This window comes from Sphingopyxis sp. FD7 (assembly GCF_003609835.1).
Classification (GTDB): Bacteria; Pseudomonadota; Alphaproteobacteria; order Sphingomonadales; family Sphingomonadaceae; genus Sphingopyxis.
Window position 1 is genome coordinate 783,968 of the sequence record NZ_AP017898.1, and the last position, 12,593, is coordinate 796,560.

Consider the following 12,593-nt stretch of genomic DNA (forward strand, 5'->3'; position numbering starts at 1 on the left):
AGGAGAACCATCATGGCCTATCGCAAGGGGCAAGGCAGCGGCGTGTCGCCAGCCACCCGCATCACCCAGGAAATCATCGCCCGTCTGGAAGCAGGCACGAAGCCATGGATCAAGCCATGGCGCGGTGTCCCGGTCTCCCGGCCCTTGCGGGCCTGCGGAATTCCGTACCGGGGCATGAACGTGTTCTGGCTTTGGATGGTCGCCGACATGTGCGGCTACGCTTCGCCGTTCTGGATGACCTACAACCAGGCAAAATCGCTCGGAGCCCAGGTCCGCAAGGGCGAGAAATCGACCATCGCGATCTTCTACAAGAGCTACACCAAGGAGGTGGAAGCCCCCGATACTGGCGAAAAGACCGACGAGGCCCGCCGGGTGCTCAAGGCCTATCCAGTCTTCAATGCCGATCAGGTCGAAGGTCTGCCCGAGCGCTTTCATCCGGCGGTTACGCTGGAATTGGTCGAGCCTGAAGGGCGCGAGGCCGAACTCGACGCCTTCTTCGCCGCCATCCCCGTCAATCTGCGCCACCAGGGCTCCGAGGCTTATTACGAACCGACTGCGGATCGTGTCACGATGCCGCCGACGAGCCTGTTTTCCGGCTTCGACCACTATTATGCCACGCTGGCCCACGAGCTGTCGCACTGGACCGGCCATGCCAGTCGCCTGGGGCGTGATCTCAAGAACCGCTTCGGCACGGCTGCCTATGCAGCCGAAGAACTGGTAGCCTTATCTGGACAGTCTGCGCCGCCCGCAACATTGCAGTAAGGTCGGCGATGGACGCCCACGGTAGGCAGTTATCAGGCTGGCCGTAGCGCTGACCCAAGAGCTGGCGAAGGCCAGCCTGATAACTGCCGGGCCATAGGGCGCATCGGTGTGAGGTCAGCTTCCGGGTGGGGGGTCCGGGGGGAGGGTTTTGCGCCGGTGTCGATCATTACTGTTTGCGAGCGGCGTGAGGCCAAGGGCCTCGATGCGCATGTGCCGCTGATCCTGCACGGCGACGCGCTCTATGATCCCGATCTGGATCGCTTTTTTCTCGACCTGCCGCTGTCGGGGGTCCGCTCCCGCCACTCGCTTCGCGCCTACGCCTATGATGTCGCGGTCTGGCTTCGCTTTCTCGATGCCTGTGGCAAGACGGTGTGGGCTGCGACCCGCGACGATGTCGACGCCTATCATCGTGAGCGACGCCGCGACGAGGCCGATCACCGGATCACGGCGGCAAGCTGGAACAGGGCCGTCGCCAGCCTCGATCGTCTCTACCGCTGGGGCGAGCAACAGGGGCTGATCGTCGAGGCGCCGTTCAGCCGCCTCGCCGTGTGGCGACCGGCGCAGGGTGGCCGTCGAGGCATGATCGCGGCGCGCAACGACGCCTATGAGCGCGTGGCCAGACGATCGGACGTGCGGTTTGTCACGATGGACGACTACCGCATTTTCCGCGAGGTCGGCCTGCGGGGTCTCGCCCCTGACGGCACGGAACGCCCCGGCGCTCGCGATCGCAACGGGCTGCGCAATGCGCTGTTCGCCGATCTTCTCGTTACCACTGGCCTGCGTCTTGAAGAGGCGTCGGGCCTGCTCGCCGATGAACTCGCGGCCATCGACCACGACGATGGTCAGGCGGCGCAGCTTTGGCTGCGCCTGCCGCCGCCGCTCACCAAGGGCGACCGTGGACGCAGCATCCTGGTCCCGCGCCGTCTGCTTCGCCAGATCGCCGCCTATGTCGCCGTAGAGCGGACTGCGGGCGTGGCCAAGTTCGCCGCGCGCGACGGCGCGGCCAGATTCGAGCGACCGATCCCTGTCACTCGCGCCGGTTTCGACCGCATGCGCGACGTCTGCACCCCGGAGGAACGATGCCGCCTTATCCTGTGCGACGAGGATGGAACGCCCCGCGAGCCGGCGGCGCTATGGCTGACAGAGGTCGGGCAGCCTGTCCGCCCCAACTCGTGGGAGGTGATCTTCACCCGCGCCTGCAAGCGGTGTGCGGAGCACGGCTTTCCGCTGTCGATCAGCCCGCACCAGCTTCGCCACACCTTCGCGGTCCATATGCTCGCCTTGCTGATCCAGCAGCGACTGCGCGAGGCCGCGCTGCCGGCGGGTCCGGTGGAGAGCTATCGGCTGATCCTGGGCGACCCGCTGCAACAGGTGCAACGCCTTCTCGGCCACGCGAGCCTCGCCACCACCTATATCTATCTCGATCATATCGCGACCCGCGCCGATACGGTGGATGCGGCCGTCGAGGAACTGCTGGCGCTGTTGCCGGGACCGCAGGGCGCATGAGCGAGCGTCCCCGCAAGGGCCGGCCCGTCTCCTTCGCGCCCATCACGCCGGAGCGACCGCAGCCTGATCCGGTGCTTGGCCTCAAGTTCGCCATCGAGGCACGGCATGGCGGGACGGTCCTGGTCGATATGACCGCGCTCGATCCCCGCCCGCTCGCCATCGCCTTTGCCGGTGCGCTACGCCGGTCGGCCGCGCTCGGGGGGGCGATCGGTGCGGCCAGCGTCATCAAGCAGTATATTCAGGTCTATCGTCACTTCTTTACCTGGCTCGGCGATGAGGCGCCGAAGGTGGCCGGCGTCAGCGACCTGCGCGCAGCCCATATCGATGGCTTCGCATCCGCGCTCGAACGACGTGGGATGAGCCCGATCCACCGGCACATAACGGTGAGCAAGGTCATCAACACACTGCGCGCGATCGAGGCAGACCGGCCCGATCGGATCGCGCCCGACCTGTATGAGCGGCTGCGCTATACGCTGGCCACTTCGGCGGGCCGCTCGACCCCGCGCGATGCTTACAGCCCGTTTGTCGCCCGCGCGCTGCGCGACGCCGCAAGGGTTGATATCGACGCGATGTTTCGCCGTCTCGGCACCGATGACCGCATCGATGAGCGCGACCCGGTCATCGCCAGGGCGCGCGCCGATGTCGAAGCGATCATCGCGCGGCAGGGCTTTATCGCCGCAGACCAGCCCGCGCTGAAGAGCCTCTATTTCATGCGATTGCGGCGCGGATTGCCGATCAGCACACTGGTCGATGACCTGCATGGCCGGCACCATCTGCTCGCGCGCGATCTGCCAGCGCTGCTCGTGCTGCTCACACTCGATACCGGTCTTGAGCCCGAGTGCCTGAAGACGCTGACCGAGGACTGTCTGACTAACGCCCATGCCGGCACGGTGGAGCTGCGCTATCTGAAGCGCCGCGCTCGCGGCGCCGAGCACAAGAGCATGCGCGTCCGCGACGGTGGCGGCGGAACGCCCGGTGGGCTGATCCGCCGCCTGATCGGCGTCACCGCGGCCGCCCGCGAGCACCTGCCCGGCGATTATCTCTGGGTTTATCACAACGTCGGCGGCCTTCGTGCCGGCATTATTGACCTCAAGTATCAACTCCCCGCCTGGGCTCGCCGCCACGGCCTCGTCGACGATGACGAGAAGCCACTCCATCTGCTACTTTCCCGGCTTCGCAAGACCCACAAGGCGTTGTGGTACACCAAGACCGAAGGGCATTTGGCCCGCTTCGCGGTCGGCCACTCCCGCGAGGTCGCGGCGCGCCACTATGCCGATCTGCCATCGCTCCGGCCCCTGCACGAGGCGGCCATCGCCGATGCCTTTCGCGAAGCGGTCGCCGCCGCGATGCCGACCGTGCTCCCGCCCGCGGCCGAGCAGGCGCTGCGCGAAGCGCCCGAACAGGCCGCGCCGCTGATGCCGCCGGATACGGTGGGTCCGTTGCTCGACGGCGAACAGGATGTCTGGCTCGCCGCCTGCGCGGGTTTCCATAGCAGTCCCTTCGCCGAGGCCGGATCACCCTGCGCGCAGCCTTTCTGGGGTTGCCTCGATTGCCCCAACGCCGTCATCACCGCGCGCAAGCTCCCCGGGATCCTCGCCTTTCTCACGTTCGTCGAAGAGCAGCGACGGAGCCTGCCGGCGAGCGACTGGGCGGCCAAGTTCGGTCGCGTCCACGCCCGCATCACCACTCAGGTCCTGCCGGCCTTCTCCGATGCCGTTGTCGCAGCGGCGCGTCGGCAGATGGAGAACGAGCGGCTCTATCTGCCGCCGGAGGCACGCGCATGACCATGCCCGCCCATGTTCGCGCACCCGCGTTCGATGATCGGCCCGTGCTGGCGACCGCGCCGCTCAAGGCGGGCCATGCCCGCGAAGAGCTGTCGCGCGTCGGCGACCCGAGCTGGGATCTCGGTGCCGCCGTCTTCCGCGAGAACGCCCGGCGCTGCCATGTCACCGTGCATTTCGACGTGCTCGAACACGCCGACGTGCAGGCGGCGATGCGCGCCTATCTCTACGCGCGCCTCAACGTCGATCTTCCCGGTTACCGCCAGAAGCTGCCGCCCGCGAGCATCCGGCAGGCGTTCAACCGGGCACGCCGGTTCTTCGCCTTCGTGCGCTTGACGCTCGGACGGCTCGACCTTGCCCGCATCGATCAGGCGTTGGTCGATGCTTATGCCCGCCATCTTCGCGACGATCCTGCCCGGCGACCCATCATCGTCGGCCAGCTCCTTGAGGTGATCACCGATCTCTATCATTTGCGCGAGCACCTGCCTGACTGTGGCATCGCTTTCGAGCCCTGGGCCGGGCGAACGCCCGCGCGCGTCGCAGGCTATCGGCACGTACGTGAGAACCGCACCCCGCGGTTTCCGGAAGACGTCATCGCCGCGCTGCTCGCCTGGTCATTGCGCTACGTCACCGTCTTCGCACACGATATTCTCGCAGCCCGCCGCGAGCTTGACCGGCTCGAAGCGCGGCGTGATCGTCTTGTCGTCGCCGATTCCAGCTTCTCGGAGGCTGATCGCCAGCAACGTCGCCGCACCCGGCTCACGGCCTTTTTCGATCGCCGCCGCCGCGAGGGGCGCGGCTTGCCGATCTGGGGCACCGCTCACAACGGCAAGGTGCGCGTCGATCCCAACACTGGCACCGTGACCCCGCCGATCAACGCCCACCTTCTTCATCTTCATGCCGGGATCGATGTGCGGGCGGAACCGCGTGCGCATCTCATGCTGACTGGCGGCGAGCCGAGGCTGATCGAGGCAGCGGCAGCCGAGCTGGGGGTCGAAGTGGGCGGCATGGACACACCGATCTCGATCGATCCCGAGAGCGGTCGACCATGGCGCGCACGCTTCGACGCGAAGACCCTCGCGCACGAGGAACGCATGCTCCAGGCCGCCGCCTATATATTGTGCGCCTATCTAACCGGCATGCGCGACTGCGAGGTGCAGGCGATGCGGCGCGGTTGTCTCTCGATCGTGCGCACCGAGGACGGTTTGATCGAGCGGCATCGCATCCGATCGACCATCTACAAGCGCCGGTCGGCCCTGGGCGAGGCGGCGAGCTGGGTGACGATCGAGCCGGTCGCAGACGCGATCGCGGTGCTCGAACGCCTCTCGGCAAGACCAGCGCGCGCCAGTGGCAGCGATACGCTCTGGCCGGTGCTGCGCCCGAGCGCCGTCACCAAGACGCACCTGTCGAGCGAGGTAGTTCGTCAGCTCAACGTCTTCCGCGACCACCTCAACGCCGCCTTCGGCAGCCCCGATGCGCCGGTCGTCCCGCCCGGACCCGATGGCAAGCCGTGGCGGATCACGACGCGGCAGTTTCGGCGCACCATCGCGTGGCATATCGCCAACCGTCCGTTCGGCACTATCGCCGGCATGATCCAGTATAAGCACGCCTCGGTTGCCGCTTTCGAGGGCTATGCCGGGACCAGCGCATCGGGGTTCCGCGCCGAGGTTGAGGCGCAGCGTCGGCTCGGCCAGCTCGACGACCTGCTGGGCTATTTCGACCGGAGACAGGGCGGCGCATCGCTTGGCGGTCCGGCGGGACCGCGCATCGCGCGGACGCTCGACGATGCGGCCGACAGGCTGGCCCCTTTGCCCGCCATGATCGCCGACCGGTCCCGGCTGCGGGTCATGCTCGCTAGCGTTGCGCGCACCTTCCATGTCGGTCCGCTCGCGGATTGCTTCTTCGATCCCGCGACAGCGCTCTGCCTCAAGCGTGTGACCACCCCCGATCCCGGGCAGCCGCTCACCGCCCTGTGCGAGCCGACCCGCTGCCCCAACGCCTGCATCACCGCCCGCCACAGGCCGGCATGGGAGCGCGGCGCTGGTGAGGCGCGGACGTTGCTGCGCGAGAAGCGCCTGTCTGGATTGCAGCGTATTGCTGTTGAACAGGATCTTCGCCGGATCGAGGCCGTGCTGGCCCAGATTGCGCCCGATGGCGCGTTGCCGCCGCAGTCGGCGGCAGAGGAAGAGGGGGCTCGGATCACGTGAGGGAGTGAAGGAGCGGGAGAGCCCCGCTTCGCCCATCATGGAGATCCGCCATGTTCCGCTCTTCCGCATCGGCCGCGCGCGCCGACGTCTACACCCGCATAACCGAGGAGATCATCGCCGCGATCGAACATGGTCCGGGAGATTGGCGCGCTCCCTGGCACCACAACGGCACCAGCATTGCGCGCCCGTCCAACCTGGGCTCGGGCAAAAGGTACCGTGGCATCAACACGGTCGCGCTCTGGGTTGCGGCCATGAACGGTGGCTATGCCGATGGCTTGTGGGGCACCTATCGGCAGTGGGCAGCGGCCGGCGCTCAGGTCCGCAAGGGCGAGCGGGCGACGACCGTTGTCTTCTGGAAGCAGGTCGAGTCCGGCGGTGGCGATGCGCTTGAGGACGACGAAGGCGGCCGCAAAAAGATGTTCGCTCGAGCCTTTTCGGTTTTCAACGTCGCTCAGGTCGATGGGTTTGCGCCGCCCCCGGTCGTGACATTGCCAGAGGCCGATCGCCACGCCCATGCCGAGGCGTTCATCGCCAACCTTGGCATCCAGACCATTTTCGGCGGTTCGGAGGCATTCTATCGTCCCTCGACGGACACGGTTCATATGCCCACCTTCGAGTGTTTCCGCGACGCAGCCGCATTCTACGGCGTCTGGTTGCATGAACATGGCCATGCCACAGGGGCAAAGCATCGTCTTGATCGCGACCTTTCCGGCCGCTTCGGTTCTGCTTCCTATGCGGCCGACGAATGCTGCGTGGAAATTCTCAGTGGGCTGATCCTGGCAGACCTCGGGATCGCCCATCATCCGCGCCCGGATCATGCTGCTTACATCTCTTCATGGCTCAAGGTGCTCAAGGATGATCCCCGGGCCATCTTCACGGCAGCCAGTAAAGCCCAACAAGCCGCCGACTGGATGTGGGCGCAGCAGCCCCAGCACGAGGAGTTGGCAGCATGACCAGCACCTCGATGAAAATCACGAAGGTGCAATTTAGGGCTGGACTGTCAGGATATGTCGCCGAGCTATCGAGCGCCATGCTCGGCGCCGAGCTGGGCCTGCCCGTCACACATCTCGACAGCCACGCGAGCTATATCGATCATTGGCTCAAGCTTCTGAAGGATGACGATCGCGCCATCCTGACCGCTGCGGCCAAGGCTGAGGAGGCGTCGACCCTGCTGCTGAAGCTTGCCGGAAGGATCATGCCCGAACAGTTTGACGACGTGTCAGACGACGCGGCGCTTGCGGCCTGAGGGAGGATGCCATGGGCCGATCAGTGAGCTATCCCAGCGGCGCAATCGTCGCCTTCACAGTGCTTGAGGTCGAAGCCAAGGACGACTGGGAATTCGAGTACGAATGGCTGCGCGAGGATTTGCGCGAGCGGGCCGCCCAAGCCTTCCCGTCGCTGATCCCGCATGACGGATGGCGCGGCCGAGAAGACCGGATCCTCATGCGCAATGCCTACGCAGATTTCGGCGTATCGGTCTACGGCGGGCTGGTGGCCGTCTGGATCGTCGAACGCGATGACGGCGCCTACTGGGACGCTGATTGGCGCACGGCCCGCTCACCGCGGGCACAGCGCTGGCTGTCCCAGATCGCAGCCCGCTTCGATGCCGTGTTCGGCGACTATGACTGTCTCGGGCATATGTCGAACGGAGAGGGTGTCTACGCCAAGCGAGCGGCTTGAGCCGAGCGGGGCGGGGCTTGGATGAGGCATAGGGCGTGCCCCTGCCAATGGATCTGTTCCGACCGCCCATGGTCTGTCGCCATGCGAGAGAGGCCCTGGGCCAGCCGCCAGTCTTGCGCAACCCGGCTTGGGCGGGCCCGTGTTGGCCTTGGCCCTTCGGGCTCAAGGCCTGCCCGCGTCAGCCCGCCAAGCCGGGTTCCCCCTTACGGGTGCGCAAATCCTGCCTGAAGCTGGCCCTGACGGGCTCTCGCTGGCGCAGCCATGAACGGGTGCGTCGGCCTCACACCAGTCAGGAGGACTTCCCCATGCACACGTCATTTGCCGACCAACTCGCCGGGCTCGATCTCGCCGGCTTCTCAATTGGACCCGCTCCCGTATCGACAAGCGATTTCCCGGTCCGGGAAGCGGTTGTCCAAACCCTCGAAGCGGTCTGGTCCGATCTTTTCGCCATGGTGTCCGGGACCGCTCTTGAAGCCGACGCCGAGGATCTTGGCTGGGCCTTCGTCAACATCTTCCACCGCTCGGCGGAACGCAAATCAACTGCCCTTGACCGGGCGACCGACGAGGTGCGCGCGCTGATTGCTACGGCCGACGGATCCGAGGTCCACACCCATGACCTTGAGACCCAGGTCGAGCGAGCGCAGTGCGCCGAAAGCGCGATGCTGGCGCTCGAAGAGATGCGCGAAGTCGCAGCAGCCCTGTACCTCAATGAGTTCGGTTCCTCCTGGAAGCCGGTCTCCAGTTCGCGCTTCAATCACAGCGCCATGATGACTTCTGCGCTCGTCGAAGGTCGCGACTTCCTGCGCGCACGTGCCGAGGCCAAGCGCCGTGCGGCGGTGCCCGAAGGAACCCCGGTCGTCTTCGCAGGCGGGCGCACCCGTCATGCCACCGAAGACGATGCACTGATCTTCGGCAACAATGTCTGGGCCACGCTCGACAAGGTCCGCGACCGCGTGCCTGACATGGTGCTCATCCATGGCGGCGACACCAAGGGCGTCGACCGCCTGGCATCGAGCTGGGCTGAACGCCGCGGCATCCCGCAGGTCACGTTCTCGCTCGACATGCGCCTGGGCGCCCGTGCCGGCTTCAAGCGCAACGAGCGGATGCTTTCCCTCGATCCGCGCTATGTCATCGCCTTTCCGGGCAATGGCGTGCTCGAACGTCTGGTCATCGAGGCCAAGGCTCGGCGGATCACCGTGGTCGATCGGCGCGGGCCGCTCGGCACCAATCCGAAGAGCACTTCGGTAGCCACTGACTGAGGTCATGCCAGTCCTCGCGCCAGCGCCGGGTCGGCGCTGGCGTCGTCCGTCAGAGGAAAGGCGCGCGCCTGTGGTTTGGAGCCAGCGAATGGTCGATGGCTCCTTTCTACAGGAGGTATTCCATGATCGATATCGAGGCCGTGATGGCCGACTTTGCCGTTCGCCAGGCCGAGCGGCAGATGCAGGTTGCTGAAGAGATTCAGCAGCTCAAGGTCGCCATTCTTCCGCGCTTGCAGGATGCCGGCATCGCCCGTGTCGAGATCCGCTTTGACGGCTGCGGCGACAGCGGTGCCGTCGAAGAATGTGCATGCCTCGATGCAGCCGGCGCGGGGATCCCGTGCCCGGATGTGACCCTCTTGGAAGGCGAAGCAGACAGCGTTGATCGTACCGGTTCCAGAGAGCCGCAATCACTCGGGCAGGCACTCGAACAGCTGACCTACCTGTCGCTCGAACGTCACCATCCTGGCTGGGAGATCAACGACGGTGCCTGCGGCGAACTGGTGATTGATGTGGCTGAGGCGACTTTCGTGCTCGACTGCAGTCTGCGCTTCATCGCCACCGATGATCATTCGACCGAGCTCTAGGAGATTGAGCATGGCCCACTGCTATTACCACGCTCTCTCGTCGGTCCGGAAATGGGGCGGCACGGTCGATGACTATCTCCCGCTGCACCAGTGGTTCGACCAGTCCAAGGCAATCCTGGCAGACCCACGACACCGCGCGCTGCGGCACCATGCCGAGGGGATATTCATGCTCGAAACACTCTTCGGCGAGACCCTCGTCAATGCCGATGGCCGGGTCGTTCCGGTGCGTCTGGTCGGCGAACAGCACGTGCGCGAAGACTTGGGCTCGATCCCCTCCTTTGCCGATTGGGCGCGCTTGATCACGCCGCAGGCCTGGATGCTTCGCGGCAACCCTTTGGACGGCGCTGAAGGGGTGACGATCGACATGCCTGGCCGCGGTGAAGCAGTTGCGCCCAGGAGCGTGCCACCTGCTGAAGCGGTCGGTACCGTGATCTAAGAGGGGGGTCTCCGGTGAAGGGGCGGGGTGGATGATCCTGCCAAGACCGGAGGGAAACGAGTCAGGGCAAACCTGTTCAAGGCATCCAGCTCCACCCGGCTTCGATGCAAACCTGTCCCTGAATCACCCCTCGTCGAGACGCGCAACCCGGATCAGGTCCGACCGAGTTGCCGGGCACGATTTTGCGCATCGCTGGTGCCGAAAACCGGTTCCCACTTTTCGGCGCGATGCTGCGTGCCCGACTGCCCGCACCACCCGAACCAGTTCCGGGTTTCCCTTCGGTGCGCTTCGCCGCGGGGCGCTTCTGCTCGGGTTTTGCAGCCGGGATGGACCCGGAATGCTCGATCAGGAGAAAGCCCATGACCAATCTCGTTATCCTCGTTGGCCGCATCGCTCGCGACCCCGAGACCCGCACCACCCAGGGTGGAACCAGCATCACATCGATCTCGGTCGTGACCGACCGTCCCGCCCGCAAGGATGGCAAGACCTACAAGGACGAAAACGGCTACACCGCCAAGGACAGCGAATTCCACCGGATCACCTGCTTCAACGGCCTCGGCCAGAATGTCGCCAAGTACTGCACCAAGGGCCAGCTCGTGACGGTCGAAGGGCGCATCCACTACACCCAGTGGGAAGATCAGAGCGGCACCAAGCGCTACGGCTGCGAGATCATCGCCGACAAGGTCGACTTCCTCACCAAGGGCCGCTCCGGCAGCAACGAAGGTGCTCCCGATATCGATGAGGACTGAATGTCCTTGCCTCACGACAAGGCCCCGGTGGCAGACGCCATCGGGGCCTTTTCTTTTTGTACGCCGGCGATGCGGCGGCGCAGGGCATCGAACCCTTTGCCGCCGCCGGATGGGCTTTACGCGGGAGCAATCCGCTTCAGCGTTTCCTCGATCCCGAGCGCCATCGATGCGCGAACGATCTGGCGCAACTGCGCCGGATCGATCGTCTCCGCGCCGCACTCGATCAGCAGCTTTCCGAGTTCGGTCGCTGCTTCTTCGCGAAGACGCGCCTCCTCGTTCTCAAGTTGGGCACGCTGTTCACGCAGCTTCTTCAGCGCATCGCGGGCAGTGGGTTTGGACCTGGCCATAGTGCTTCCTTCTTGCTGGCCGTTGGTCCCCTCCGCTGCCGATCTTGGCACTGCGGGAGCATGTAGGAAAATGGTTTGTGGGGCAGGCGTTGCGCTTCTGCGCAGGCGTGGGAGAGGTCTCTCTCGCAGAAAGACCAAGTGTGATGCGGGCTTTGGGGCTGCGTCAAGGACGACGGGGCCCCACCATTTTTACCGGGCAAGCCCGGCAAAAATCGTTGCCCCCATCGCCGCTTCGCGGCCGCTATCGCGGTCCCTGACCCAGCCCGTCACCCACATCCTTCGCAGCTCCTGATGCGACGCATCGAACATCAGGAGGAAAGATCATGTACGCTTCACTGAACATTGCCGCTGCTGGTCCCGCCGCCGATCAGGCAGCCTTCGTTGCTGCCCTGGATCAGGCCCATGCCCGGTCCCTTCACAGCTACTTCACACAGTACGTCCTGACCGATGACGAGGCAGGCTATATCGCGGTCGATGAAGGCGACTACGGCGCCTTGCCCAAGGCCATGCTGGACCGTGTCATCGATACTGTGCCGGGCCGTCTCAGCGATGAATTCTGACTCGCCGGTTTGGGAGGAGGTCCGTCAGGGCTTCCTCCTTTCTTTTTGCTCGTAGACCGTTTCGGCAACCCTCGGCCGATACGGGAAGGCAGGTCGACAGCGTCAGTCGACGGTATCAGGACGGTCGAGATCGGCGAGCCGTTCCGGCATACCCAGAACCTTCAACGCCGCGGCCTCAATAGCTTCTGCCTGTGTCGGGAAAGCCTCGGAAGAACTGATCGACACCCCGTTCGGGTAAGTCACTGTCGCCTGGAAGCCGTTGCCCTTCGGTGTCGCACTCAGTGTGACCTGGCCCATGCGGCGCCTCCTTTCTGCCTGGAATATTGGCTGCAACATAGGCGTCAATCCCGTCTGTGCCTATCGCGATCCGCAGCTCGGCTACCTGCCGAGGACCCTGGGAACGGGGCTCGCAAATCGCATCATCCGCTACAGGATCAATAGCTGGTTCCTGTCCTCGCAGTTGGGGACATTTGGGCACACCGTACGCGACAAATCGCTGGATCAACTGGCAGAAAAACACGAAATTCCAGATGCATGGATCGAAATCTGCGAAATGGCAGCTTCTCCGTCAAAAGTGACGGGGGCGAGGGGAGTTACGTGGATTTGACCAAAGCGAGGCCGAGAATGGCGGAATTCGGCAGTCCTATATGTTCTTGACATGTTCTTGAATCTGACTTAGCTTCTACCTCGCCTTTCGCAGTGTGAACCGGGCTCCTGACCAC

At 64.9% G+C, this 12,593-nt stretch carries 15 protein-coding genes; 13 read left to right on the forward strand and 2 right to left on the reverse strand.

Going from position 1 to position 12,593, the window contains the following annotated elements; all coding sequences use genetic code 11:
• Positions 1-12 precede the first annotated feature (12 nt).
• From SPYCA_RS03655 to SPYCA_RS03705, 11 genes are all read left to right on the forward strand, one after another.
• Complete coding sequence (locus tag SPYCA_RS03655; RefSeq protein ID WP_120218986.1) at positions 13-762, forward strand: ArdC family protein; 750 nt, start codon at positions 13-15, stop codon at positions 760-762.
• A gap of 156 nt (positions 763-918) precedes the next feature.
• Entirely contained in the window at positions 919-2,268 is a 1,350-nt protein-coding gene (locus SPYCA_RS03660; protein WP_120218719.1) for a tyrosine-type recombinase/integrase, read from the forward strand.
• The gene (locus tag SPYCA_RS03665) at positions 2,265-4,052 is read left to right on the forward strand and encodes a hypothetical protein (protein WP_120218718.1); all 1,788 of its coding nucleotides are present in this window, start codon (positions 2,265-2,267) and stop codon (positions 4,050-4,052) included. The genes SPYCA_RS03660 and SPYCA_RS03665 overlap by 4 nt, the downstream gene beginning before the upstream one ends.
• Positions 4,049-6,256 carry an integrase gene (locus SPYCA_RS03670; RefSeq protein ID WP_120218717.1) on the forward strand — a complete coding sequence of 736 codons (2,208 nt, stop codon included), beginning with the start codon at positions 4,049-4,051 and terminating at the stop codon, positions 6,254-6,256. The genes SPYCA_RS03665 and SPYCA_RS03670 overlap by 4 nt, the downstream gene beginning before the upstream one ends.
• A gap of 50 nt (positions 6,257-6,306) precedes the next feature.
• Positions 6,307-7,209 (forward strand): ArdC family protein, encoded by a 903-nt coding sequence (locus tag SPYCA_RS03675; RefSeq protein ID WP_120218716.1) that lies wholly within the window; start codon positions 6,307-6,309, stop codon positions 7,207-7,209.
• Complete coding sequence (locus SPYCA_RS03680) at positions 7,206-7,502, forward strand: zincin-like metallopeptidase domain-containing protein (RefSeq protein WP_120218987.1); 297 nt, start codon at positions 7,206-7,208, stop codon at positions 7,500-7,502. The genes SPYCA_RS03675 and SPYCA_RS03680 overlap by 4 nt, the downstream gene beginning before the upstream one ends.
• A gap of 11 nt (positions 7,503-7,513) precedes the next feature.
• Positions 7,514-7,936, forward strand: a complete 423-nt coding sequence (locus SPYCA_RS03685) for a hypothetical protein (protein WP_120218988.1) — start codon at positions 7,514-7,516, stop codon at positions 7,934-7,936.
• A 305-nt stretch (positions 7,937-8,241) separates the two neighbouring features.
• Positions 8,242-9,195 (forward strand): DUF2493 domain-containing protein, encoded by a 954-nt coding sequence (locus SPYCA_RS03690; RefSeq protein ID WP_120218989.1) that lies wholly within the window; start codon positions 8,242-8,244, stop codon positions 9,193-9,195.
• Between the two features lie 122 nt (positions 9,196-9,317).
• Entirely contained in the window at positions 9,318-9,779 is a 462-nt protein-coding gene (locus SPYCA_RS03695; RefSeq protein WP_120218990.1) for a DUF6878 family protein, read from the forward strand.
• A gap of 10 nt (positions 9,780-9,789) precedes the next feature.
• Complete coding sequence (locus SPYCA_RS03700; protein WP_054587173.1) at positions 9,790-10,215, forward strand: DUF6915 family protein; 426 nt, start codon at positions 9,790-9,792, stop codon at positions 10,213-10,215.
• A gap of 359 nt (positions 10,216-10,574) precedes the next feature.
• A complete protein-coding gene (locus tag SPYCA_RS03705) occupies positions 10,575-10,964 on the forward strand; it encodes a single-stranded DNA-binding protein (protein WP_007688363.1) in 390 nt (129 codons plus the stop codon).
• A gap of 116 nt (positions 10,965-11,080) precedes the next feature.
• On the opposite strand, the gene SPYCA_RS19485 is transcribed toward SPYCA_RS03705, so the two are convergent.
• A complete protein-coding gene (locus SPYCA_RS19485) occupies positions 11,081-11,311 on the reverse strand; it encodes a DUF6437 family protein (protein ID WP_039338502.1) in 231 nt (76 codons plus the stop codon).
• 323 nt (positions 11,312-11,634) lie between these two features.
• Between SPYCA_RS19485 and SPYCA_RS03715 the strand changes: the two genes are divergently transcribed.
• Positions 11,635-11,871, forward strand: a complete 237-nt coding sequence (locus SPYCA_RS03715; RefSeq protein ID WP_030092316.1) for a hypothetical protein — start codon at positions 11,635-11,637, stop codon at positions 11,869-11,871.
• Between the two features lie 102 nt (positions 11,872-11,973).
• On the opposite strand, the gene SPYCA_RS03720 is transcribed toward SPYCA_RS03715, so the two are convergent.
• Positions 11,974-12,168 carry a hypothetical protein gene (locus SPYCA_RS03720; protein ID WP_120218992.1) on the reverse strand — a complete coding sequence of 65 codons (195 nt, stop codon included), beginning with the start codon at positions 12,166-12,168 and terminating at the stop codon, positions 11,974-11,976.
• Between SPYCA_RS03720 and SPYCA_RS18960 the strand changes: the two genes are divergently transcribed.
• Positions 12,167-12,478, forward strand: coding sequence for a helix-hairpin-helix domain-containing protein (locus SPYCA_RS18960; RefSeq protein ID WP_146625084.1), 312 nt, complete (start codon positions 12,167-12,169; stop codon positions 12,476-12,478). The two genes, SPYCA_RS03720 and SPYCA_RS18960, sit on opposite strands and share 2 nt — an antisense overlap.
• The last annotated feature ends 115 nt before the right edge of the window (positions 12,479-12,593 follow it).